This window comes from Bradyrhizobium sp. NBAIM18 (assembly GCF_020193825.1).
Taxonomy (GTDB): domain Bacteria; phylum Pseudomonadota; class Alphaproteobacteria; order Rhizobiales; family Xanthobacteraceae; genus Bradyrhizobium; species Bradyrhizobium yuanmingense.
In genome coordinates this window covers 231,371-253,951 of sequence record NZ_JADYVO010000007.1, presented here as the reverse complement: position 1 = coordinate 253,951, position 22,581 = coordinate 231,371, and the positions used below count along the sequence as shown (strand labels likewise).

19 protein-coding genes are annotated in these 22,581 nt (G+C 64.4%); 12 read left to right on the top strand and 7 right to left on the bottom strand.

From position 1 onward, the window contains the following. Nucleotides 1–16: 16 nt before the first annotated feature. Complete coding sequence (locus tag I6F17_RS18350; protein ID WP_036038958.1) at nucleotides 17–643, bottom strand: LysR family transcriptional regulator; 627 nt, start codon at nucleotides 641–643, stop codon at nucleotides 17–19. 130 nt (nucleotides 644–773) lie between these two features. Between I6F17_RS18350 and I6F17_RS18345 the strand changes: the two genes are divergently transcribed. Together I6F17_RS18345 and I6F17_RS18340 are read left to right on the top strand one after the other, a co-directional pair. Continuing rightward, the gene (locus tag I6F17_RS18345) at nucleotides 774–1,166 is read left to right on the top strand and encodes a RidA family protein (protein WP_225124074.1); all 393 of its coding nucleotides are present in this window, start codon (nucleotides 774–776) and stop codon (nucleotides 1,164–1,166) included. 45 nt (nucleotides 1,167–1,211) lie between these two features. Further along, a complete protein-coding gene (locus I6F17_RS18340; protein WP_036038955.1) occupies nucleotides 1,212–1,913 on the top strand; it encodes an L-2-amino-thiazoline-4-carboxylic acid hydrolase in 702 nt (233 codons plus the stop codon). A 284-nt stretch (nucleotides 1,914–2,197) separates the two neighbouring features. On the opposite strand, the gene I6F17_RS18335 is transcribed toward I6F17_RS18340, so the two are convergent. The 4 genes from I6F17_RS18335 to I6F17_RS18320 form a co-directional block, all read right to left on the bottom strand. Further along, nucleotides 2,198–3,223 (bottom strand): ABC transporter permease, encoded by a 1,026-nt coding sequence (locus I6F17_RS18335; protein ID WP_036038970.1) that lies wholly within the window; start codon nucleotides 3,221–3,223, stop codon nucleotides 2,198–2,200. A gap of 11 nt (nucleotides 3,224–3,234) precedes the next feature. After that, nucleotides 3,235–4,737 (bottom strand): sugar ABC transporter ATP-binding protein, encoded by a 1,503-nt coding sequence (locus I6F17_RS18330; RefSeq protein WP_036038953.1) that lies wholly within the window; start codon nucleotides 4,735–4,737, stop codon nucleotides 3,235–3,237. A 15-nt stretch (nucleotides 4,738–4,752) separates the two neighbouring features. Continuing rightward, entirely contained in the window at nucleotides 4,753–5,772 is a 1,020-nt protein-coding gene (locus I6F17_RS18325) for a sugar ABC transporter substrate-binding protein (protein ID WP_036038951.1), read from the bottom strand. A gap of 142 nt (nucleotides 5,773–5,914) precedes the next feature. Next, the gene (locus I6F17_RS18320) at nucleotides 5,915–6,319 is read right to left on the bottom strand and encodes a globin (RefSeq protein ID WP_225124075.1); all 405 of its coding nucleotides are present in this window, start codon (nucleotides 6,317–6,319) and stop codon (nucleotides 5,915–5,917) included. 481 nt (nucleotides 6,320–6,800) lie between these two features. On the opposite strand from I6F17_RS18320, the gene I6F17_RS18315 reads away from it, so the two are divergent. The 8 genes from I6F17_RS18315 (at nucleotide 6,801) to I6F17_RS18280 (ending at nucleotide 15,747) form a co-directional block, all read left to right on the top strand. Continuing rightward, nucleotides 6,801–7,178: a DUF2946 family protein gene (locus I6F17_RS18315; RefSeq protein WP_225124076.1), complete on the top strand. Its 378-nt coding sequence runs from the start codon at nucleotides 6,801–6,803 to the stop codon at nucleotides 7,176–7,178. A gap of 85 nt (nucleotides 7,179–7,263) precedes the next feature. After that, complete coding sequence (locus I6F17_RS18310; RefSeq protein ID WP_225124077.1) at nucleotides 7,264–9,474, top strand: TonB-dependent receptor; 2,211 nt, start codon at nucleotides 7,264–7,266, stop codon at nucleotides 9,472–9,474. A gap of 62 nt (nucleotides 9,475–9,536) precedes the next feature. After that, entirely contained in the window at nucleotides 9,537–10,070 is a 534-nt protein-coding gene (locus I6F17_RS18305; RefSeq protein WP_225124078.1) for a copper chaperone PCu(A)C, read from the top strand. A 29-nt stretch (nucleotides 10,071–10,099) separates the two neighbouring features. Then, on the top strand, nucleotides 10,100–10,618 hold the full coding sequence (locus I6F17_RS18300) for a YcnI family protein (protein ID WP_225124079.1): 519 nt from the start codon (nucleotides 10,100–10,102) through the stop codon (nucleotides 10,616–10,618). Then, nucleotides 10,618–12,180: a CopD family protein gene (locus tag I6F17_RS18295; protein ID WP_225124080.1), complete on the top strand. Its 1,563-nt coding sequence runs from the start codon at nucleotides 10,618–10,620 to the stop codon at nucleotides 12,178–12,180. Before I6F17_RS18300 ends, I6F17_RS18295 begins: the two co-directional genes overlap by 1 nt. A 164-nt stretch (nucleotides 12,181–12,344) precedes the next feature. Continuing rightward, a complete protein-coding gene (proS, locus tag I6F17_RS18290; RefSeq protein ID WP_036038943.1) occupies nucleotides 12,345–13,664 on the top strand; it encodes a proline--tRNA ligase in 1,320 nt (439 codons plus the stop codon). 90 nt (nucleotides 13,665–13,754) lie between these two features. Then, entirely contained in the window at nucleotides 13,755–15,035 is a 1,281-nt protein-coding gene (locus I6F17_RS18285; protein WP_036010095.1) for a lipoprotein-releasing ABC transporter permease subunit, read from the top strand. Nucleotides 15,036–15,042: 7 nt separating this feature from the next. Further along, the gene (locus I6F17_RS18280; protein ID WP_036038941.1) at nucleotides 15,043–15,747 is read left to right on the top strand and encodes an ABC transporter ATP-binding protein; all 705 of its coding nucleotides are present in this window, start codon (nucleotides 15,043–15,045) and stop codon (nucleotides 15,745–15,747) included. A 92-nt stretch (nucleotides 15,748–15,839) separates the two neighbouring features. Here the strand turns inward: I6F17_RS18280 and I6F17_RS18275 are convergent, their stop codons facing one another. Further along, nucleotides 15,840–16,919, bottom strand: coding sequence for a zinc-binding alcohol dehydrogenase family protein (locus I6F17_RS18275; RefSeq protein ID WP_225124081.1), 1,080 nt, complete (start codon nucleotides 16,917–16,919; stop codon nucleotides 15,840–15,842). 111 nt (nucleotides 16,920–17,030) lie between these two features. On the opposite strand from I6F17_RS18275, the gene I6F17_RS18270 reads away from it, so the two are divergent. Both I6F17_RS18270 and I6F17_RS18265 read left to right on the top strand, forming a co-directional pair. Next, on the top strand, nucleotides 17,031–17,804 hold the full coding sequence (locus I6F17_RS18270; RefSeq protein WP_225124082.1) for a helix-turn-helix transcriptional regulator: 774 nt from the start codon (nucleotides 17,031–17,033) through the stop codon (nucleotides 17,802–17,804). A 153-nt stretch (nucleotides 17,805–17,957) separates the two neighbouring features. After that, complete coding sequence (locus tag I6F17_RS18265) at nucleotides 17,958–21,107, top strand: GAF domain-containing protein (protein ID WP_225124083.1); 3,150 nt, start codon at nucleotides 17,958–17,960, stop codon at nucleotides 21,105–21,107. A 50-nt stretch (nucleotides 21,108–21,157) separates the two neighbouring features. Here the strand turns inward: I6F17_RS18265 and I6F17_RS18260 are convergent, their stop codons facing one another. Beyond that, nucleotides 21,158–22,477 carry a hypothetical protein gene (locus tag I6F17_RS18260; protein WP_225124084.1) on the bottom strand — a complete coding sequence of 440 codons (1,320 nt, stop codon included), beginning with the start codon at nucleotides 22,475–22,477 and terminating at the stop codon, nucleotides 21,158–21,160. Nucleotides 22,478–22,581: the final 104 nt, after the last annotated feature.

The window sequence follows — 22,581 nt, the reverse complement described above, 5'->3', positions numbered from 1 at the left end:
CGCACGTTGAACACCCTCAACTCCCGACGCCGCCGACCAGACGCGGGCGGCGGTTTGCGAGCGGTTTGTCGGCCAACAGGGCCCGCAGCCACGCCCGAAAACTTACGATCTCCGGACAATCCGCCGTGCCTTCCGGCGCAACCAGCCAATCGCCCGGGCCCGATCCCTCATTGATCCGCTCGCACCGATAGCCCGGATGGTGGCTCACGCCGCGGGCGATCAGCACGTCCACCTTGCCCTCGACGAGCTCGTGCAGGCCGGCGGGCTGCAGCACGCGTACACCGATCTCCGCGTGTGTACTGCGAAACGCCGCCAGATCGAGGCGGCGTAGGTCGTAGCTGCCGTGCACCCCCACGTGCAGGAGCACCGTGCCCGACGGCTTCAACTGCGAGGTCGCCTCGGCAATGTGGCGAAAGCCTTCGGAGATCCCTGGCAGATAGGCCTGGCCGGCCTCGGTGAGGATGAGCTGCTTGTGCAGCCGCTCGAACAGCTGCACGCCAAGGCGCGCCTCCAGCGCTTTCACCTGCTGCCCTACGGCGGCGGGCGAGACGTGCAGCTCGTGCGCGGCTAGCTTGAAGCTGAGATGGCGCGCGGCGGCCTCGAAGGCGCGGAGCGCGTTGAGCGGGGGCAGGGCGTAAGTCATCGTAACCGCACTTTGACACCGATGGGCCGCGGCCTTGCAATAGATTTTCTTGCGCTGAACCGCAGGAATGATGCTTTGCGCGGCCCTGATGCCGCCGGATACGCTTGACCCGCAAATCCGGAGAAACGTCATGTCCCCAGCTCACATCGTCAGCCACAATCCCGCTACGGTTCACCCACCCGCCGGCGGCTACTGCATGGGCCTGGAGCTGAAGCAGCATCGCCGCCTGCTGTTCATCAGCGGCCAGGTTCCTGAAACGTCCGACGGCACCGTGCCTGATGGCTTCGAGGCGCAATGCGAGCAGGCTTGGTGCAATGTCAGGGAGGTGCTGGCCGCGGCAGGCCTTGGTGTCGAGCACCTGGTCAAGGTCACCACGTTCCTGACCGACCGCAGTCAAGTCGTCGCCAACCGCGCCATTCGCCGCGCGATGCTCGGGGAGCACCAGCCGGCGTTGACCGTCGTGGTCGTCGACACGGTCGACAGCAAATGGCTGCTCGAGATCGAGGCGATCGCCGCCGAATGAGGGGCGTCGTCGATGTTGCAATGAGCCAATCATATCGGGTGTCCAATGGCTGAGATTCATCCGTTCTACCAGACGCACCGGCAAGCCATGGAAGCCGCCATGCGCGAGCGAATAGACCTTGCCGAAGCGATGCTCCGCGAGCGTGCGCATCTCTCAGATATCGACGCAATCAGGCAGGAGGTGATGGACGAATTCGAGATCGTCCTCACCCAGATGCCCTATGTCGGCGGCACGGCAAGCCGCATGAGCGATTTCTTCATGCGCCTGACCGGCTTCATGGCCATCAGTCGGGTGCTGCGGCGGCGTGGCGTGCCGGTACCCGTGATCGGCGAGATCGAGCGGGAAACCTACAGGGCGCAGCTGCAGACGATTCCCGAAGCCGAGCGTCTCGCCGCGGGGCGCCAGTTCATGTCACGGGAGAACCAGGCCTTGATGCGCAAGCAGGCGGCAAGGAGCGTCACAGAGGCTCATCAAGCGGAGTTTCCGGAAGATTTCGTCTACGATTTCGTCGAGCCGGGTCCGCAGGACACTTTCGAGTTCGGCATCAACTACAAGGCCTGCGGATTCTGCAAGCTCGCGGCGCGCCGCGGCGACACGGAAATCCTGCCGAACATCTGCGGCCTCGACTTCGTCGCCTACGCGACGCGAGGCATCCGCCTGGAGCGGACCCAGACGCTGGCCGGCGGCGCCAGCCACTGCAATTTCCGCTTCTCGCGATTGCCATCAAACGCGAAGGCGGAGCGTTAGGCCGTATTCCTTCTGCCGCTACATCGTCATTGCGAGCGCAGCGAAGCAATCCAGAAATGCATCCGCGGAAAGACTCTGGATTGCTGCTGCGCTCGCAAGGACGGGGATGCACCGGCCTTTCAAAGCCGGCTGCCGATGATGCCACTATACCCCTGTTTTGCCCGACGGAGCAAATTGACTTCGCCGAATCCGCAATCTCGCGACGCCCGCCGGCAAGTCATTGATTCCGCTGGCACCGGCTACTGTGCATGGGGTTGTTTTCGCACTTTTGTTTTGCCGGCCGTCTATTCCGCCGCTTTCTCCCTCAAGCGCTGCGCATAGACGTTGATGACCAGCGCCGCCAGCAGGATCAGGCCGCGGATCAGGATCTTGAGGAAGCTGTCGATGTTGACGTGGTCGAGGCCGTTGTTGAGCACGCCGAGCACGAAGAGGCCGACGATGGTGTTGCCGATGCCGCCGCGGCCGCCGAACAGGCTGGTGCCGCCGACCACGACGGCGGCGATGGAATCGAGCAGGTAGGTGTCGAACTCGTTCTGCTGCGCGCTGCCGAAATGGGCAACGCCGAGCATGCCGCCGAGGCCCGAGCACACCGCCGAGATCACCATGACCGCACCGAGGATGAGCTTGACGTTGAGGCCCGAATATTCGGCCGCCTCGCGATTGCCGCCGACCATGTAGACGTAGCGGCCGAAGCGCGTGTAGGTCAGCACCAGATGGCCACCGAGCAGCATGATGGCGGCAACGATGACGATCCAGGGGATGCCGCCGATCGAGCCCGAGCCGAGCGTCGTGATCAGGCTCGGCACCTTGTAGGCGATCTGGCCGCGCACCAGCAGCGCGGAGATCCCGGCGGCGATCTGCATCATCGCCAGCGTCATGATGAAGGAGGGGATGCCGATCACGGTCAGCCCCAGCGCGTTGACGAGACCGAGCAGGGCGCAGAGCAGCAGCGACAGGATGATCGCGACTGCGCCGGGCAGGGGAATGTTGGCGATGTTGACGTAGGATTCCTGCAGCGTGAAGTAGGCGACCGCAATGCCCGTGACGTTGGCGATGCTGGCGACCGACAGGTCGATTTCGGCGCAGAGGATCACGAAGGTGAGGCCGACGGCGATGATGCCCGTCACCGACACCTGGGTGAGGATGTTGCCGAGATTGTCGAGCGTCGCGAAGGAGGGGCTGGCGAAGGCGAAGAAGGCGGTGAGGAAGATCAGCGTCAGGAACGGGGCGATGTTGCGCATCTGCGAGCGCAGGAAGGGGGCAAGGCCCCGTGCCCGTTGTCCTGTCGCCAAAGCCGTCTCGCTGCTCATGTGCTTCTCCGTCACGCCGCTTCCAGCAGGCGGTCCTTGCTGACCGGCTCGTTCTTGAATTCACGCACCAAGGCGCCGCGCTTGAGCACGAGGATGCGATCTGCCAGCGACAGCACCGTTTCCGGCTCGGTCGACAGCACGATGATCGCGAGCCCCTTCGTTCTGAGGTCGCGGACGATGTTGATGACGTCGTTCTTGGCGCCGACATCCATGCCACGGGTCGGCTCGCACAGCACCAGCAGCTTGGGCGGATAGGTCAGCCATTTCGCCAGGGCGACCTTCTGCTGGTTGCCGCCCGAGAGCATGCCGAGATCGAGGCCGACCACCGGCGGCCTGATCTGCAGCTGCTCGACCTGGCGCTTGGCGATGTCGCGCTCCTGCGCCGGCTTGAGCAGCAGCGAGGAGATGCGGTCGAGGATGCTGATCGAGATGTTCTTGTAGACCGGCTCCTGGTGGAACAGCATGTCGCGCCGGCTCTCCGGCACCAGCGCCACGCCGGCGCGGCGCGCCGCCGCCGTGCTGGCGAACGTTTTCGTCACGCCTTCGACTGCAAGCGTCCCCCCGTCCGGCTTCAACTTGCCGAACAGGATGCGCGACAGCTCCTGCTGGCCGCAGCCCATGAAGCCGTAGATGCCGAGCACCTCGCCGGCACGGGCTTCGAACGAGACGTCCTGCAGGCTGCGGGACAGCGACAGCTGGTCGACGCTGAGAATGACCTTGCTGTCGCTCGGCTGCGGCAGCATCAGATCGTCGGTGTAGCTATGCTCGAGCGCCTCGCCGCCGCGGCCGATCATGGCCTCGATCAGTGCGCCCTTGCTGGTCGCGGCGCTCGCCGTCTCCGCAACCTTGCGGCCGTTGCGGAACACGGTCACCGTGTCGGACACCAGCAAGATGTCCTCGATGAAATGCGAGATGAAGACGATGGCAGTGCCTTGCTCGCGCAGCCGCCGGAGCGCCTTGAACAGGCGCTCGACCTCGGGCGGGGAGAGGGCGGAGGTCGGCTCGTCCAGGATGACGATCCGCGCGCCGGAGAACAGCACGCGCGCGATCTCGATCAGCTGCTGCAGCCCGATCGGAAGGTCGCCGAGCCGTGCCATCGGGTCGACGTCGATGCCGAAGCGGGCGAGCTGCTCGCCCGCCTCCCGCGCCATCCGCCGCCATTGCACGAGGCCGAAGGCGTTGGTCGGCTGGTTGCCGAGGAAGACGTTCTCCGCGACCGTCAGGTCGGGCGCGACGCTGAGCTCCTGGTGCACCATGGCGATGCCGGCGGCGTGCGCATCGCGCGCCGAGCGAAAATGCATCTCCCGGCCGTCGACCAAGAAGCGGCCGGAGAACTCGGTGTGCACGCCGGCGATGATCTTCATCAGCGTGCTCTTGCCGGCGCCGTTCTCGCCGACGAGACCATGGATCTCGCCGGGATAGAGCGCGAAGTCGACACCACGAAGCGCTTCGACGCCGCCGAAGCTCTTCGTGATGCCCTGCAGTTCCAGGATGGGCTGTTGTCCCACGCTCATGAAGGATCTGGACGCTCAGATCAGGAAGTGATCCTGCATCCACTGCATTCCGGCGGCGTTGGCCTTGGTCACGACCGGACCGTCGGTGACGACGTTCTTCGGGATGCCTTGTCCGCTCTTCTCGCCGCCGATCACGGCGGAGACGCCCGCGACGATGGCGCCGCCATGGATGCGGCAGGACGGATTGCGGACGGTCGCGAACATACGGCCTTCGCTGACCGCCTGGATCGCCGGCGGCATGGCGTCGACCCCGCCGATCAGGATGTTGGTGCGATTGCGCGCTTTCATGATGTTGGCGGCGGCCAGCGCCATGTCGTCATTGTGGAAGAAGGCCGCATCGATCTGCGGGTATTTGGTCAGATAGGTCTCCCAGAGGCGGGCGGTCTTCGACACGTCCCAATCGGCCGGCTGGGTGTCCAGCACTTCGATGCCCGGGAATTGCTTGACGACCGAGTTGAAGCCCTTGGCGCGGCCCTGCGCACCGGTGTGGCCGAGCGCGCCCTGCGTCATGATGATCTTGCCCTTGCCGCCCATGGCGTTGCACAGCGCCTGTGTCACCGAAGCGCCCATGAACTCGTTGTCGGGAGCGAGGAAGGAATGGACGTTGATCTGATCGAGCGGCGCGATCAGCGTATCCATGTCGATCACGGGCGTGCCGGCGTCGATCATCTTCTGCACCGGCTGGGTGAGGGTGCCGATGCCGAAGGCCTGGATCGCGACGAAGTCCCATTTCTGCGAGGCCATGTTGTCGATCGCCGCGCGCTGCTTCACGGCGTCGAGCTGGCCGTCGAACCAGGTCACCTCGACGTTGAACAGCTTGCCCCAGAATTCCGCCGCCTGCTTGCCTTGCGCGCACCAGGTGGCCTGGAGGCCGGCGTTGGAGAACGCCGCCTTCAACGGCTTCTCGCTGCGTCCGACTGCGGCCAGTGCGGGGTTTATGCCCATGCTGCCGAGGATGGCAGCTCCGGCGCCGGCGGCCGCAGCCGCCTGAAGAAGATCGCGCCTGGTCGTCGAGAAATCTTTCGTCCCGGACATCGCTCGCTCCCATATATTTTGTCGTCGGCGCGTCATTGGTAGCGCTACCGATCTCCGAAAGTCTCTCACAAGAGTTGTTCGCACTCAATCTGCATTCAGCCGCAGTGTCGTCGCAGCCCGCGCGTTGGTGCAGCGCAAAGCGTCAGGTGGCCGCGGCGGCGAATGCGTCGATCTCGGCGAGCAATGTATCCCAGGACTGCGCGATCTCGGGCGTCCATTCATCGCCGAGCAGATCGCGGAGCGCATCCCTGATGACGGCGAAGAACGCGATGAACAGCTCGCGCGGCGTGCCATAGGCGTCGTGCGAGGCGACCTCGCACGCGATTAGCCGGAAATCCCCGCGGCGCTCGCCGGCGAAGTCGAGAATCGCCTCGATCGTCAGCGCCAGCATCGACCCCTTCACGAGGTCACCGCCGTCCGTGCGGAACATCGCCTGCGTTTCCGGATGGAGATCGAACAGACGTCGATAGACGAACGGCGTGAGGTCGGCGCAGCGCGAGGCCGCACGTTCGAAGCTGTTTTCGATGAGAAGAGAGGCCGCGTTCATCGACGGTTCAGCGCCGCGGGCAAAAAAAGAGCGGGGCCCTGGCCCCGCTCAAAAATTGTGTCGACCCTATTATCCCCGATCTTAAGATTTGATCTTGATTGACGGGGCGACGCTGCGTTTTGCGCGCCAGGGGCTCCTCCCGAGACTTGGACCACCAGGCCTCGACCTCGCGGTCAGCGCCTGAGCAAGAGGGATGCTAGATCAACTTTTCTCACTTGTCATCATTTTCGGCAACGAATGTTCAAAATAGGAGCAACTGACGAAACGATCGGGCTTCCGGCCCCTTAAATATATGACAGATATAAGAAATTTGTGGATGGCCGGGCGGGTTTTCCTGCCTCAGATGCCGGCCCGCCGGAGGGTGGGGTCGTCCGACCACAATTTTTCGAGCAGTTTGCGCAGGGCCCAACGGGCGACGGAACTGGCCTCGACTCGGCTGCGCCCGAGTGATTAGTTAGCGCACGAACGAATGGTCCGGCGGATGCGCGCTCGCCTGCAAAAATTCCTGCCTCTGGTCCTGCTCGCCCTGGTGATGCAGGTGCTGGCGCCGATCGCCGCCTGTCTCGCGGCCGGCCAGGCTGCGGCCGATCCGTTCTCTGCAGGCGTCATCTGCCACAGCGCAAGTGAGCAGGGCGGCGGCCCGGTCAACGAGACCGGGACACCGGCCGCAAAAGCTGGCGCATGTGCGCTTTGTTGCCTCGCGCACGCTGACGCTTCGCTTGACGCGCCGCCCCATACGGCGTTCTCAACTCCCGTCCGCCCCATCGCCCGCATCGTCTGGCGCATGGCGAACGCGCCCGTCCTCGCCGCCATCGACGGTTCGAGCGCTTGGGCGCGCGCTCCCCCTCGCATTTCCTGATCTGCGAAACCTTCAGCTCCGAACCGGCTTCAGCCGTGCCGGGATCGCAATGCGCCGGCCCTCTGCCGGCATCAGGAATGACCTCATGCCTCGTTCAGGCTTCTTTCGACTGCTTTCCGCACGTAAGATTCTGCTTGCCTCAGCTTCTGCCCTCGTCGTGCCTCCCAATGCCATCGCGGAGGAAAGCCGACGCGAGCTTCCTCCCGTCACGGTCGACGCGCCACGGGAGAAACGGGCCTCACCAGCCCGCGCACAGCGAACGCCCGCGCGATCAACGCGGGCCCGCGCGCCTGCAACTGCGCGTCCGCAACCGACGGCAGCTTCCGAAGGGGGCCCCGGCCCTGGTGCCCTGACGGTTCTCACCGCCCACCAGGCGCTGAGCGAGATCAACCAGACGCCGGGCGGCGTAGCGCTGGTCGCAGCGGAGGCCTACCGGAATTCGACTCCCGCCAGCACGATCAAGGATGTCCTGGACTACGTGCCCGGCGTATTTGCGCAACCGAAATGGGGCGACGACACCCGGCTTTCGATCCGCGGATCCGGCCTGTCGCGCAATTTCCATCTGCGTGGCGTGCAGCTTTACATGAACGGCATCCCGATCAGCACGGCGGACGGCTACGGCGATTTCCAGGAGATCGACCCGACGGCCTACAAATATGTCGAGGTGTACAAGGGCGGGAATGCGCTGCAGTTCGGAGCCAATTCGCTGGGCGGCGCCGTCAACTTCGTGACGCCATCGGGACGCGACCGGTTTCCGAATGGCGTCTCGCTCGACGTGGGAGCCTTCGGTTTCAGGCGACTGCAGGCCAATGCAGGGGGCGCCAACGGGCCGTGGGATGGTTTTGTCACCGCATCGACGCAGGCCACGGACGGCTTCCGTGATCACAGCTTCGGCTCGGGCAACCGCGTGAGCGGCAATGTTGGCTACCAGTTCTCGCCGGATTTCGAGACGCGATTCTATCTCAACGCCAACGAGGTGCGGCAACGCATTCCAGGAACCGTCACCAAGGCGTCTGCCTTGACCAATCCGGAGGCCGCGGCTCCGGCGAACGTTGCGCTGGACCAGCAGCGCAACATCGACACGGTCAGGCTGGCGAACAAGACGACGATCCGATTCGACGACACCAAATTCGAGTTCGGCGCTTTCGGCGTCGACCGACACCTCATGCATCCGATCTTCCAGTGGCTCGATTATCGCTATAGGGATTACGGCGGCTTCGCGAAGATCACGGACGACCGCATGATCGGCGGTTACCGCAACAGGCTGGTCGCGGGCGTCAACCTATTGAATGGCAGCATCGACAACCAGCAATTCGCCAACATTGCCGGACAGAAGGGTGCATTGCTGTCGTCGTCGGTCGATCGCTCGGAGAACACCTCGGTTTACGTTGAGGACAGCTTCTACTTTCTGCCGAATGTCGCCGCGATTGCCGGCACGCAATTTCTGCATGCGACCCGCAAACGGCGGGACCGGTTTCTTGGCGACGGCGACCAGTCGGGAGCAACACGTTTTGATCTTTGGTCGCCGAAGGCGGGCCTGCTGTGGCAGATCGACCCGACGTGGCAGGCCTTCGCCAACGTTTCGCGGAGCGCCGAAGTGCCGAGCTTCGGCGAGAGCGCGCGCGGTCCTGGCATTCCGACGATTCCGTTCACCAGCATCCGCCCGCAGATTGCGACGACCTACGAGATCGGGACGCGCATGAGACGGCCCGACTACACGTGGGAGCTGACCGCCTATCGCGCCAATATCCGCGATGAGCTGCTGTGCCTCTACAGCGCGTTCGGCAATTGCAACGTGACCAATGCCGACCGAACCTTCCACCAGGGCGTCGAGGCTGGGGCAGGGGCAGCAATCTTCCGCGACATCTTCGTGACAGGAGGCGCGCCCGACAAGGTGTGGCTCAACCTCGCTTATACCTACAACGATTTTCGCTTCGATAACGACCCGACATTCGGCAACAACCAGCTGCCCGGTGCACCGCGTCACTATTTGCGCGCCGAATTGCTCTACAAGCATCCGATCGGTTTCTATGCCGGTCCGAACGTCGAATGGGTGCCGCAGGCCTATTTTGTCGACAGTATGAACACGTTGACGACGGAGCCGTATGCACTGCTCGGATTGAAAGCGGGCTTCGACAATGGCGGGCCATTCTCCGCCTATATCGAGGGTCGAAACCTCACCAACAGGACCTACATTGCAAGCGCCAGTATCATCGATCGCGCCACTGCGACGTCGGCGTTGTTCGAGCCAGGCGCCGGCCGGGCGGTCTACACCGGAATGAGGTATCGATGGTAAGCGCGCTGGGGCTGCCGAGACCACCACGACCGATCCAATCAGATCAAAACCGAGGGAACCAAATGAACAGGATCAAGCTATCACTTCTGGCTGCCGCCATGCTGCTCGGCACCAGCGCGGCAGTCGCAGCCGACGACGTCAAGACCGGCGATCTCGTCATCTCGCAGGCCTGGAGCCGGGCAACGCCGGGCGGCGCCAAGGTCGCCGGCGGCTATCTTACCATCGAAAACAAGGGCAGCGCCGCCGACAGGCTCGTCAGCGTATCCGCCGACATCGCAGGCAAGGCTGAGATTCACGAGATGGCGATGGACAACGGCGTGATGAAGATGCGCGCGCTCGACAAGGGACTGGCGATCGAGCCCGGCAAGACCGTGAAGCTCGCCCCCGGCGGCAATCATTTGATGCTTCAGGAGCTGAAGGGGCCGTTCAAGCAGGGCGACAAGGTGCCGGTGACGCTTCAGTTCGAGAAGGCCGGAAAGATCACCGTTGCGCTCGACGTCCAGGGCGTCGGCGCGCAAGCACCGGGTGGTGGGGGGCACTCGGGTCACATGGACATGAAGAAAATGCCGGATCATTCGGGAATGAAGATGAAATGAGACTGTTCTGGACTCTCGGGAGACCGAATATGTCGAAGCGATCCTGCTTGATTCTGATTGCCGCGGTCGCCGCATCACCAGTGGCGGCGCATGTCTCGCTCGAGACCAAGCAAGCCACAATCGGCGCGTCCTACAAGGCGGTGTTCACCGTGCCGCATGGCTGCGCGGGCTCGCCGACGGTGAAGCTCCGCGTGCAGGTTCCGGAAGGGGTCATCGCGGTGAAGCCGATGCCGAAGGCCGGCTGGACCGTCGACGTCGTCGAGGGCAAATATGCCGGGGAATACGACTATCACGGCAACAAGCTCTCGTCCGGCGTCAAGGAGGTGGCGTGGTCCGGCGGCAAGTTGGCTGACAAGAACTACGACGAGTTCATCATGCAGACGGTGCTGACCGACAAGCTCAAGGCGAACACGACCTTGTACTTCCCAGTGGTTCAGGAATGCGAGACCGGCGTTCGTCGCTGGATCGAGATCCCAACCGAGGGGTCAAGCCATTCGCATGAGGGCAAGTCGCCGGCGCCTGGCGTCAAGCTCCTGCCGAAACCCTGATGCGCCTCGTCGCCGCGGTCGCGACGCTGCTCTTCGCTGCGGGCTTCGCGAGCGGTGCGCTTGCGCATGCGGCGCTGATCTCCGTCGAGCCGGCGAATGGCAGCACGCTCGCGACCGCGCCGAAGGTGGTCGGGCTGCGGTTCAACGAACCGGTAACGCCGGGCGCGATCCGGCTGATCGACGGCACGGGCAGGGCGCGGGACGAGACGCGCGTCAGTGCGTCCGGCGACACGATTTTGATCCAGATGCCAGCGGATCTGCCTGAGGGGACGGCGGTCGTCAGCTATCGCGTGGTCTCGCAGGATGGCCATCCGATCGTGGGATCGCTGATGTTTTCAGTCGGCATGCCGTCGGAAACGAAGCTGCCCGCGAGTACGGACCATTGGTTGGCCGCGCTGATCTGGCTGGCGCGCGTTGGCTTCTATCTCGGTCTGTTCGTAGGCGTCGGCGGGGTGTGGTTTGCGCGCTGGATATCATGGTCTCTGGCCGGCATGACCGTGCCGCGCATGGCGCTCGCGGTCGGCCTTTCCAGCGCGGTGGTGTCGCTCGGTGCGCTGGGTCTCGATCTCCTCGGCCTGCCGCCGGCGGCGCTCGCGACGGCCGCGCCTTGGAAGGTCGCGGTGGCAACCAGTGCCGGCCGCGCGTTTCTAGTTGCTGCCGCCGCGATGCTGTTCGCCTTGCTGGCGCTCCGCAGCGCATGGTCTTCGCGGGCTCTTGCGATCATTGCCATGGTCGGCGTGGGCCTGTCGCTCGCCATGAGCGGGCATGCCGCAACGGCGCCGCCTCGAATGATGATGCGCCCGGCGATGTTTCTTCACGGCCTGTGCGTTGCGCTATGGATCGGCGCTCTTGCTCCGCTCGCGGCTTTGCTGTCGAAGCCGACGCCGGCAACACTCGCCGTCGTGAAGCGCTTCTCGGGCATCGCCATGCCGGCGGTCGGCGTGCTGGCATTGACGGGCCTCGCCCTTGCGCTTGTTCAGCTCGAAAAAGTTTCGGCGTTGGTCGAGACCCGCTATGGCCTCATCCTCTCGATCAAGCTCGGCCTGGTTCTCATGCTGCTCGCACTTGCGGCGCTCAACCGCTTCCGCCTCACTCCGGCACTCGCCCGCGATCGTGGAGCCCAGACCATCCTCAAGCGCTCGATCCTCCTCGAATGCGTGATCGCCCTCGCCATCTTTGCCGTCGTCGCCGGCTGGCGCTTCACGCCGCCGCCGCGAACGATCATTCCGGAGACGACGTTGGCGATCCACATCCACGGCGACAAGGCGATGTTCCAGGTGCTGGTGTCACCTGGAAAGGTCGGCAAGAACGATTTCGTGCTCCAGCTCATGACCGGCGAGGGGACGCCCCTGGCGGCCAAGGAGGTGACGTTGACCCTCAGTCTGCCCGAGCGTGGCATCGAGCCGATGGAACGGGACGCCTTGCTCGGACCGGATGGCTACTGGCACGTGCGCAAGGTCGAGCTGCCCTTCGCCGGCCGCTGGCGTGTGCGGATCGAGGCGCTTGTGAGCGATTTCGAGAAGATCACGCTGGCGGATGAACTCGAGGTGCCACCGCCCTAGGCTCACCGGCTTTGCTGAGCACGGTGCTCCTGAAGTCAAATCTGAAGGCAACGGAAAAATGACAGGTATTTCGCCGCGTTAGCGGCTTTTCCTCATTCCCGTCTTGTGTTTTCGCTCCCAATCCGGTTTCACTGCAGGCGATCACTGATTCCCAGAGTATTACCATGCGGTTGTCGCGGTTCTTTCTGCCCATCCTGAAGGAAAATCCGAAAGAGGCGGAGATCGTCTCGCATCGGCTGATGCTGCGTGCCGGCATGATCCGGCAGGAGGCGGCGGGCATCTATGCCTGGCTGCCGCTCGGCTTTCGCGTGCTGAAGAAGATCGAGCAGATCGTGCGCGAGGAGCAGAATCGCTCTGGCGCGATCGAGGTCTTGATGCCGACGCTCCAGCTCGCCGACCTCTGGCGCGAGAGCGGCCGCTACGACGCCTACGGCCCGGAGATGCTGCGCATCGCCGACCGCCACAAGCGCGAGCTGCTGTACGGACCGACCAACGAGGAAATGATCACCGAGATCTTCCGCGCCTATGTGAAGTCCTACAAGAACCTGCCGCTCAATCTCTATCATATCCAATGGAAATTCCGCGACGAGCAGCGTCCGCGCTTCGGCGTGATGCGCGGCCGCGAGTTCCTGATGAAGGACGCCTATTCCTTCGACCTCAACGAGGCCGCGGCGCGCGTCGCCTACAACAAGATGTTCGTCGCATACTTGCGCACCTTCGCGCGGATGGGGCTGAAGGCGATCCCGATGCGCGCCGAGACCGGCCCGATCGGCGGCGATCTCAGCCACGAGTTCATCGTGCTCGCTGAGACCGGCGAATCCGGCGTGTTCATTAATCGCGACGTGCTGGACCTGCCGGTGCCGGGCGAGGACGTGGATTATGAGAGCGACCTGACGCCGATCATCAAGCAATGGACCTCGCTCTATGCGGCGACCGAAGACGTCCACGATGCCGCGCGGTTCGAGCAGGAGGTGCCCGTGGACAAGCGGGTGAACACCCGCGGCATCGAGGTCGGCCAGATCTTCTATTTCGGCACCAAATATTCCGAGCCGATGAAGGCGCTCGTGGCGGGGCCTGATGGTGTCGACGTGCCGATCCATGGCGGCTCGTACGGCGTCGGCGTCTCGCGCCTGCTAGGTGCCATCATCGAGGCTTGCCATGACGATGCCGGCATCAAATGGCCGGAAGCGGTGGCACCGTTCCGCGTCTCGATCCTCAACCTGAAGCAGGGCGATGCGGCCGTCGATGCGGCCTGCGAGAAGCTCTATGCCGAGCTCACGGGCAAGGGCGTCGACGTGCTCTATGACGACACCGATCAACGCGCCGGCGCCAAATTCGCCGCCGCCGATCTGATCGGCATCCCCTGGCAGATCATGATCGGGCCGAAGGGGCTCGCCGACGGCAAGGTCGAGATCAAGCGGCGCAGCGACGGCGCGCGCGAGACCATGTCGCCTGCCGACGCGGTCGCAAGACTTGTGGGCTGAGAAGGCTGATCGGCTGAATATTGTTCATCGCGCGATATCGCGGCCGCCAATCCGGCCACAATTGACCCCGAATCATGGGATTATCGAGCGATGGATGAGACCATGACCGAAACCGTGCAAACCGCGCCTTTCGCGCCATTCGAGTGGATGCTGTCGGCGCGCTATTTGCGGGCGCGGCGGAAAGAGGGATTCATCTCGGTCATCGCCGGGTTCTCCTTTCTCGGCATCATGCTCGGCGTTGCGACGCTGATCATCGTCATGGCCGTGATGAACGGCTTCCGCAAGGAGCTGCTCGACAAGATCCTGGGCCTCAACGGCCACATCCTGGTCCAGCCCCTGGAATCGCCGCTGACCGACTGGAAGGACGTTGCCGACCGCCTCAGCCAGGTCGAGGGCATCCGGCTCGCGGCGCCGGTGGTTGACGGTCAGGCGCTGGCGTCATCGCCTTGGAACGCCTCGGGCGTCCTGGTGCGCGGCATCCGCTCCGACGATCTCAACAACCTCACCTCGATCGCCAAGAACATCAAGCAGGGTTCCCTCGAGGGGTTTGACGAAGGGCAGGGCGTTGCGATCGGCCGGCGCCTCGCCGATCAGCTTTCGCTGCATGCCGGCGACAGCATCACGCTGGTGGCGCCGAAGGGCGCAGTGACGCCCATGGGAACGACGCCCCGCATAAAACCGTACAAGATCGTCGCGGTGTTCGAGATCGGCATGTCCGAGTACGATCTCGGCTTCGTGTTCATGCCGCTTGCCGAGGCGCAGGCCTATTTCAACCGCAGCAACGACGTCACCTCGATCGAGGTGTTCACGACCAACCCCGACAGGATCGACGCCTTCCGCAAGGCGGTGACGGAGGCGGCGGGCCGGCCGATCTTCCTGGTGGATTGGCGGCAGCGCAATTCGACCTTCTTCAACGCGCTCCAGGTCGAGCGCAACGTGATGTTCCTGATCCTGACCATGATCGTGCTGGTCGCCGCGCTCAACATCGTCTCCGGCCTGATCATGCTGGTGAAGGACAAGGGCAGCGACATCGCGATCCTGCGCACCATGGGCGCCTCGCAGGGATCGATCATGCGGATATTCCTGATCACGGGCGCTTCGATCGGCGTGGTCGGCACGCTGGTCGGCTTCTGCGTCGGCCTCGTGATCTGCGTCAACATCGAATCGATCCGGCAGTTCCTGTCCTGGCTGACCTCGACCGAGCTGTTCTCGCCGGAGCTCTACTTCCTTTCGAAACTGCCCGCCGAGATCGACGTCGGCGAGACCACGGCCGTCGTCATCATGGCGCTGACGCTGTCGTTCCTGGCGACGCTCTATCCGTCGTGGCGCGCCGCGCGCCTCGATCCCGTCGAAGCGCTCCGGTACGAGTGAGGGGCTGATGGAGCAGCAGCAGGGGGCAGAAGATGTACCGGTCATTTATCTCCACGAGATAAAGCGACAGTACTTGCAGGGCGAGGTGCCGCTGACGATCCTCGACGGCGCCAAGCTGGCGCTGTGGGCCGGTCAGTCGGTCGCGCTGGTGGCGCCGTCGGGCTCGGGCAAGTCGACGCTGCTGCACATCGCGGGGCTGCTGGAAGCCCCCGATTCCGGCGAGGTCTATGTCTCGGGCGCGCCGACCTCGCAGCTGCCCGACATCGAGCGCACGCAGCTGCGCCGCACCGATATCGGCTTCGTCTACCAGTCGCACCGGCTGCTGCCGGAGTTCTCGGCGCTCGAGAACGTCATGCTGCCGCAGATGATCCGCGGCCTGAAGAAGTCCGAGACCGTCAAGCGTGCCAAGGAGATCCTCGGCTATCTCGGCCTCGGCGACCGCATCACCCATCGTCCGGCCGAGCTGTCCGGCGGCGAGCAGCAGCGTGTCGCCATCGCCCGTGCAGTGGCCAACGCGCCGCGCGTGCTGTTTGCGGACGAGCCGACCGGCAATCTCGACCCCGGCACCGCCGAGCACGTGTTCCAGGCCCTGATGCAACTGGTCAAGGCGACGCGCGTATCGATGCTGATCGCGACCCACAACATGGAGCTCGCCGGCCGCATGGACCGGCGGGTCTCGCTGTCGCACGGCCAAGTGGTCGAGCTCGACTAAAGAGCTCGAAAACAACCCCATGCACAGTAGCCAAGTGCTTGGTGAGACTTCCGAAAAAAATCGAAGACGGCGGTCCGTCGCCGCCTCACGATTCAGGGCCTGATCACCGTCAATTTGAACGGTCCGCCATTGGCGGCAGCATGCGCCACGGCTTCGTTGGCGTGGTCGAGATCGAAGGTCTCTGTCTCGTACTCTTCCAGCCGCAGCAGCCCGGCACGCACCAGTGCGATCAGGCGGCTGGCCGCATCGGGCGGATACATCCAGACGCCGTGGATGCTGATGCAGTTGCGCATGATCCAGGGGTAGGGCAGCTCGAGGCCCGCGCCGCCGGCCATGCCGACGCCGCCCATCAGCACGACGCGGCCGTAAGCGCGCACCGTCATGACGGCGGCCCGCACCACAATCGGGCTCACCGAGGGCGGCATGATGTCGAACACGCAGTCGATCAGCCCCGGCGCGGCGCGCTTCATCGCTTCGCGGTCGTCGTCCTCATGGCCGGTGAGCCTGACCGGCTTGACGCGGCCGCCGAAGCGGCGGACGAGATCGGCGAGGATCGTCTCGTTGCGGCCGGGCGCGATCACGCAGGCTGCGCCCATCGCCAGCGCAACGGAGACTGCGGCGCTGCCGAAATTGCCGGTGGCGCCGCTCACCAGCACGGTCTCGCCGGGGCGAAGGTTTGCCGCGAGAAAACCGCCATAGGGCACCAGCAGCGTGCCCAGCGCGCACCATTGTGTCGCCTGCTCGGACGTGATCGGGCCGAGCGGTTTGACGTTCTCGGTCGGCACGCGCATCTGCTCGGCGAAGGAGCCGTGGCGAAAGTGCTGTTGCAGGCGCATGCCGCCGGGTCCCGCGGCGGTCAGGCCCTGCAGGGCGATATCCGGCGCCGCGGCGTCATCGCGCGAGCGCACTGTGGGATCGCAGAACACCCAGTCGCCGACGTCAAGCCTGGTCGCGTCCGGCCCGATCGCGCGCACCCGGCCGACGCCGCCGGGGCCGGGAATGATTGGCAGGTCGAGCGCATAATTGCGCGTCCCGTCGAAGACCTCGTTCATGTAGGACAGCACGCGCGTCGCGACGACGTCGATGATGACCTCGCCGGTGCCGAGCACCGGTTCGGGGACAGTCTCGATCGCCAGCGGCGAGCCGAAGGATTTGAGTACGGCAGCTTTCATGATGTTCACCTCGACGTCGGGTGAGGTCCGTATGCGCTGCCCTGGCGGAAGTCAGGAAGGCCTGGTATTATCCTAGTATTCCATAGGCCCTCTATCGCAGGGACATTCGTCATGGCCGATCCACGCCGCGTTGAATTCGGCGACTTCCTGAGGTCCCGCCGCGAAAAGCTGTCGCCGAAGGCGCTCGGCCTTCCGGCGGGCCGGCGCCGGCGCACCGCGGGGCTGCGCCGCGAGGAGGTTGCGCAGCTCGCCGGCATCGGCGTCGACTGGTACATCCGTCTCGAGCAGGGCCGCACGGTCAGCCCGTCCGTGACCACCGTGGATGCGCTGGCCCGGGCCCTCCGTCTCAGCAAGGCCGAGCACGCCCACCTCAAGGCGCTGGCGCGCGAGCCCGCAAGGAGCCCCTTCACCCGCGAGATCGTGCCTCCGCCCATTCGTCGCATGATCGAGAGCCTGCATCAGCCGGCCTACATCACCGGCCGGCGCTGGGACGTGCTGGCCTGGAACGATGCGGCCGAGGAGGTGTTCGGGTTCGGGCGATTGCCGGAGCAGGATCGCAACACGCTGCTTCTTATGTTGACGAACAAGCAGACGCGAAAATCCTACGGCGCCGGCTGGACCGACGTAGCCAAGGCGATGGTGGCGATGTTTCGCGCCAATCACGACGTCTGGGCCGGCGATCCCGCCTTCACGGAGCTGCTGACGCGGCTGCGCGAGGGCAGTCCGGAATTCGTCGAATGGTGGGAGGCGCACGACGTTCGCAGCACGATCTCGGGCCGCAAGACCATGAACCATCCGACCAAGGGCGTGCTGCACTTCGAGCACACCAGCTTCCAGGCCAATGACGATCCCGCGTTGAAGCTCGTAATCTATACGCCGGTCTAAGCCGCCTTTGAGAGCGCGCTTCCGCCGCATCACGCCACGTCGGCTAAGCAGCATCCGGAGCACCCCCCTTGCGCCGGGGAACCTAAGGGCAATCCTACGGTTACCGTTTCATCGGTGTGCAGGTGGAGCAAGGGACGTGTTCGGGGTTGACCGATGACGACAGCGACCGGTGGGGCCTCGGCCGACCGCAACGCCGTCTTAGCCACCCTCGGCGATTATATTCGGGAGATCGGTGACCCCGACGATCTCGCCTATGCGGCGGCGGAGCTGCTGGGCCGCAGCCTCAATGTCAGCCGGGCAGGTTACGGCACCGTCGATACCTCCGCAGAGACCATCACGATCGCGCGCGACTGGAATGCGCCTGGGATCTCGAGCCTGGCCGGCGTGCTGCGCTTTCGCGACTATGGCAGCTATATCGAAGACTTGAAGCGGGGTGAGACGGTCGTCTGCGCTGATGCTGGAAAGGACCCTCGCGTCGGCGACCGCGCCCGAGCTCTCGAGGCAATCTCGGCCCGCGCATTGGTCAACATGCCGATCTCCGAGCCCGACGGGGTCGTGGCGCTGCTCTACCTGAACAATGCAATGCCGCGCGAATGGAGCGCAGCAGAGCTAGAGCTCATCCGAGAGGTTGCCGAACGCACCCGCACCGCCGTCGAACGTCGCCGCGCCGAGAGCGCGGTGCGCGAGAACGAGGCGCGGCTCATCTTCCTCGACGCTCTCAATAAGGAAACGGCCAAGACGCGCGATGCCGACGGCGTCATGGCAGTGACGACGCGAATGGTCGGTGAGTATCTCGGCGTCTCCAACTGCGCCTATGCCGACATGGATCCCGATCAGGACGGCTTCACCATCCGCGGGGATTGGGCGGCCCCCGGTGCGATGCACATAGTGGGGCACTACAGTCTTGCCGACTTCGGCGAGAAGGCGGTGCGAGAGCTGGGCGCCGGGCGGCCCCTCATCATCAACGACAACCTGAAGGAGATCGCTCCCGAGGAAGCCGCCACTTTCCAGCGCATCGGGATCGGTTCGACGATCTGCATGCCCTTGGTGAAGGAAGGGCGCCTGACCGCTTTGATGGCCATTCATCACCGCGGCTCGCATCTGTGGACGCCGCGCGAACTTGCCTTGCTGACCGAGGTGACGGAGCGATCATGGGCGCACATCGAGCGCGTCCGATCCGAGCAGGCGGCGCGCGAAGCTGCCGAACGGCTGGTCCTCGCCAACAAGGCCGCCGGAATCGGCACCTGGGACTACGATCCGATCAACGATGTCCTTCGATGGGATAGCCGCTGCAAGGAGGTGTTCGGTCTCTCACCGAATGCCGAGGTCAGCTATGAGGGCTCATTCCTGAAAGGCATTCATCCCGACGACAGGCAGCGCGCTCATGAGGCCGTCTCGACCGCGTTACAGCCCAATTCTCCGGGAAGCTACAACATCGAATACCGGACCGTCGGTATCGAGGATGGCGTCGAGCGTTGGATCGCCGCAACGGGCCACACGATCTTTTCCAATGGTCAGGCCACGCGATTCATCGGGACTGTGCTGGATATCTCCGCCCAAAAGAAGACCGAGCGTCATCTCAGGATCCTCAACGACACGGGGGCATCAGTTGCCCGCGAACGCGATCTCGATAGGATCGTCCAGATCGTGACGGATGCCGGCGTCGAGCTGACGGGCGCCCAGTTCGGCGCCTTCTTCTACAACGTCCCGGCCGCGGACGGAGGCAGCTACATGCTGTACTCGCTGTCCGGCGTGCCGCGATCCGCTTTCGAAAACTTCCCGATGCCGCGCGCCACCGCCGTGTTCGAGCCGACCTTTAAGGGCACGGGCGTGGTGAGGTCGGACGACATCCTGCAAGACCCGCGCTATGGCAAGAATGCGCCGCGGAAAGGCATGCCCGAGGGCCATCTCCCGGTCCGGTCATACCTTGCAGTCCCCGTGATCTCGCGCAGCGGCGAGGTGCTCGGTGGGCTTTTCTTCGGTCATGCGGAGGTCGGTCGATTCCACGAGGAGCACGAGGCCGCATTGCTCGGCATCGCCGGCCACGCCGCGACCGCGATCGACAATGCCGGGCTGCTGACCAGGCTCGAAGCGCTCAATGCCGAGCTGGAGCAACGTGTCGCCGACGAGATCGCCGAGCGCATGAAGGCCGAGGAGCAATTGCGGCAATCGCAGAAGATGGAAGCCGTCGGGCAATTGACCGGAGGGATCGCCCACGACTTCAACAACATGCTGGCCGTCATCCTCGGCAGCTTGAATCTCGCCAAGCGGCGGCTCGGCAAGGGCGAGCTCAACATTGACCGCTTCCTCGATAGCGCCACGGACGGAGCGAACCGTGCCGCCACCTTGACGCAAAGATTGCTGGCGTTCTCGCGGCAGCAGCCTCTTGCGCCCGAGGTCGTGGACATCAACAAGATGGTCGGTGAGATGAGTGAGCTGCTCGAGCGCTCGCTCGGCGAGCTCGTCCGTCTCGAGACGGTCCTCGCGGCTGGCCTATGGCGCGTCAAGGCAGACCCTGCCCAGCTCGAAAGCGCTCTCGTCAATCTTGCTGTCAATGCACGCGATGCCATGCCGAAGGGTGGCAGGCTGACGATCGAAACCGCCAACGCTTCGATAGATCGAAAATACGCTCGCGAATACGCGCTGCAGCCCGGGCAGTACGTGCTCATTGCGGTGACGGACAACGGCACGGGCATTGCGGCGGACGTGCTGGGAAAGGTCTTCGATCCGTTCTTCACGACCAAGATCGTCGGCAAGGGGACTGGCCTTGGCCTCAGCCAGGTCTACGGCTTCGTGCGGCAGTCGGGCGGCCATGTCAAAATCTATTCGGAGGTGGATGTCGGTACGACGGTGAAGATCTATCTTCCACGCTTCGCGGGCGAGGAGCCTGTCTCAACTCCGTCGCACGGCGTGCCACATCCCGGTGCAAGTCCGCAGAGCGAGACCATCCTCGTCGTCGAGGACGACGAGCGGGTCCGCGGCATCTCCTCCGAAAGCCTGCGCGAGCTTGGTTATACCGTCGTCGAGGCCGCCAGCGCCCGGGAGGCGATCGGCAAAATCGAAGGCGGTTTCGTTCCGGATCTGCTGTTCACCGACGTCGTCATGCCCGACATGACCGGTGCCGAACTCGCGGCCGAGCTGTCGAGACGATACCCGGATCTGAAAGTGCTGTTCACCACCGGCTACACGCGCAACGCGATCGTCCACAATGGCGTGCTCGATGCCGGCAAGCATTTGCTGTCCAAGCCCTTTGCGATCGAGGACCTGGCCGCCAAGGTCCGCTCCCTGCTCGATGAGGGATGAATGAATGTTTGCCGCGTTGAATCGCCCCCGGGGCGATGTCCGACGTCATTTCAAGGCGACGGAGCGGGTCGAGGGTTTGTGCTGACGGTCAGTTGGGGGGCGGGCGTCCAAGGGCTCTCGGGCCAATGAGCTGCCTGCCAGGGAGCCGCTTTCCCAGGCAACGTCGGCCAGGAGCTTGTCGGGCCCGGCGTCGGCAATGCGCAGGATGCCTTGAGCCGAGCCCATTGTGACGGCAGGCCCGCCAGGTCGAGCTCGAATGTCATGATGTCCGTCTTGTCGTCCGCGATCGGCGTGCTTTCGCGGACATGCAGGGAGCGGGAGGCCAGTATCGCCTTGACCATGTCGGGGTCGATGTTGCTGCGCCAGACCTCGTGCTTGCCGGTCCGCAGCGGAGATCCTCCGGCCGTCTTCTCCTTGTCGGCATCCGCCGTGATCAGGATCGTGCTCTTGCCGGTGGCCGTTTCGTCGACCTCGGCCGCAAATGTCAGCGGTGCGCCCTTGCTGCTTTCGCAAGACAGGCGCAGCTCCATCGTTCGGAACGCGGAGCCGTTCGCCTTCTTTGCGGTCGCGATCTTGCGGACGAACGGCCGGGCCTCTTTCTCCAGCGTCCAGTTCGTTTCGACGAGCGGTCGCGTGTCGATGCCGAAACCGTGGAGCTCGGATCGCGTCAGCACGTGCAGGCTTTCGAATTTCACCGTCCGGATCAGCGAATCGAGCTCGCGACCAATTCCCATCGCGGCGATGAACGCGGCGCGATCGCGATCGGCGGCAAGGAGCCGGCGACGCCTGTATTCCGCGACCGCCGCCGGATCGGGCCGTCCGTCGAAGGCGAGCACCAGCTTGGAATTATGGACCGCTATTGTGGCGTCGGGGGCGACCTCGCGCGATGCCGCCCCCAGAAACAGGTATGCGCAGGCCGAGTTGCACATGGCGCGGGTCGTGGTGAGCTCGGCCTCGACCTCGCCGCTTGCGTTCTTGAGCTTCAGGCAGGCGGCATCCACCTGCGTGCCCGCGGCGCAGGCGGTCGCGATCGTCCGGCCAACCCTGGCAACCGCCTTGCGGCTGCGCAGCAACCGCGCGATCGCGTAGGACTGCTCGACGTTGCCGCCGGGCGAATGGAGATAGATCGGACGCTGCAGGTCCTTGACGGCGGCGAGGAAGCGGCGAATGCGCAGCGCAGCCTCCCGATCGATCTCGCCCTCGATGGCAATCCAGCGATCGCAGCCCGGGCCACATGCATCGGGTGGTCCCTTGGCGAGATAGATCGTCAGCCTGGAGGCGAAGCCGGCTTTCTCGGCCGGCATTGCTTCGGCACGCAAAGTGCCGGGAAGCAAGAGCGAGGCAAGGAGGAGCAGGATACGGACATGCATGCAGCAAGCGACCACGCACGGCGAGGAAGAGGTTCGACCCTATATGAGGACCACCGTTATCACAACTTTTGATGGCCGGCCGGTGCACGCTTACTTCGTTCACG

Bases quoted from the DNA above. Each gene is read 5' to 3' on its own strand.
- I6F17_RS18310 (WP_225124077.1), top strand. From the start codon at position 7,264: ATGCCTCGTTCAGGCTTCTTTCGACTGCTTTCCGCACGTAAGATTCTG.
- I6F17_RS18270 (WP_225124082.1), top strand. From the start codon at position 17,031: ATGGCCGATCCACGCCGCGTTGAATTCGGCGACTTCCTGAGGTCCCGC.
- I6F17_RS18300 (WP_225124079.1), top strand. From the start codon at position 10,100: ATGTCGAAGCGATCCTGCTTGATTCTGATTGCCGCGGTCGCCGCATCA.
- I6F17_RS18315 (WP_225124076.1), top strand. From the start codon at position 6,801: ATGCGCGCTCGCCTGCAAAAATTCCTGCCTCTGGTCCTGCTCGCCCTG.
- I6F17_RS18305 (WP_225124078.1), top strand. From the start codon at position 9,537: ATGAACAGGATCAAGCTATCACTTCTGGCTGCCGCCATGCTGCTCGGC.
- I6F17_RS18340 (WP_036038955.1), top strand. From the start codon at position 1,212: ATGGCTGAGATTCATCCGTTCTACCAGACGCACCGGCAAGCCATGGAA.
- I6F17_RS18295 (WP_225124080.1), top strand. From the start codon at position 10,618: ATGCGCCTCGTCGCCGCGGTCGCGACGCTGCTCTTCGCTGCGGGCTTC.
- proS (WP_036038943.1), top strand. From the start codon at position 12,345: ATGCGGTTGTCGCGGTTCTTTCTGCCCATCCTGAAGGAAAATCCGAAA.
- I6F17_RS18285 (WP_036010095.1), top strand. From the start codon at position 13,755: ATGGATGAGACCATGACCGAAACCGTGCAAACCGCGCCTTTCGCGCCA.
- I6F17_RS18345 (WP_225124074.1), top strand. From the start codon at position 774: ATGTCCCCAGCTCACATCGTCAGCCACAATCCCGCTACGGTTCACCCA.
- I6F17_RS18350 (WP_036038958.1), bottom strand. From the start codon at position 643: ATGACTTACGCCCTGCCCCCGCTCAACGCGCTCCGCGCCTTCGAGGCC.
- I6F17_RS18320 (WP_225124075.1), bottom strand. From the start codon at position 6,319: ATGAACGCGGCCTCTCTTCTCATCGAAAACAGCTTCGAACGTGCGGCC.
- I6F17_RS18330 (WP_036038953.1), bottom strand. From the start codon at position 4,737: ATGAGCGTGGGACAACAGCCCATCCTGGAACTGCAGGGCATCACGAAG.
- I6F17_RS18275 (WP_225124081.1), bottom strand. From the start codon at position 16,919: ATGAAAGCTGCCGTACTCAAATCCTTCGGCTCGCCGCTGGCGATCGAG.
- I6F17_RS18325 (WP_036038951.1), bottom strand. From the start codon at position 5,772: ATGTCCGGGACGAAAGATTTCTCGACGACCAGGCGCGATCTTCTTCAG.
- I6F17_RS18265 (WP_225124083.1), top strand. From the start codon at position 17,958: ATGACGACAGCGACCGGTGGGGCCTCGGCCGACCGCAACGCCGTCTTA.
- I6F17_RS18260 (WP_225124084.1), bottom strand. From the start codon at position 22,477: ATGCATGTCCGTATCCTGCTCCTCCTTGCCTCGCTCTTGCTTCCCGGC.
- I6F17_RS18280 (WP_036038941.1), top strand. From the start codon at position 15,043: ATGGAGCAGCAGCAGGGGGCAGAAGATGTACCGGTCATTTATCTCCAC.
- I6F17_RS18335 (WP_036038970.1), bottom strand. From the start codon at position 3,223: ATGAGCAGCGAGACGGCTTTGGCGACAGGACAACGGGCACGGGGCCTT.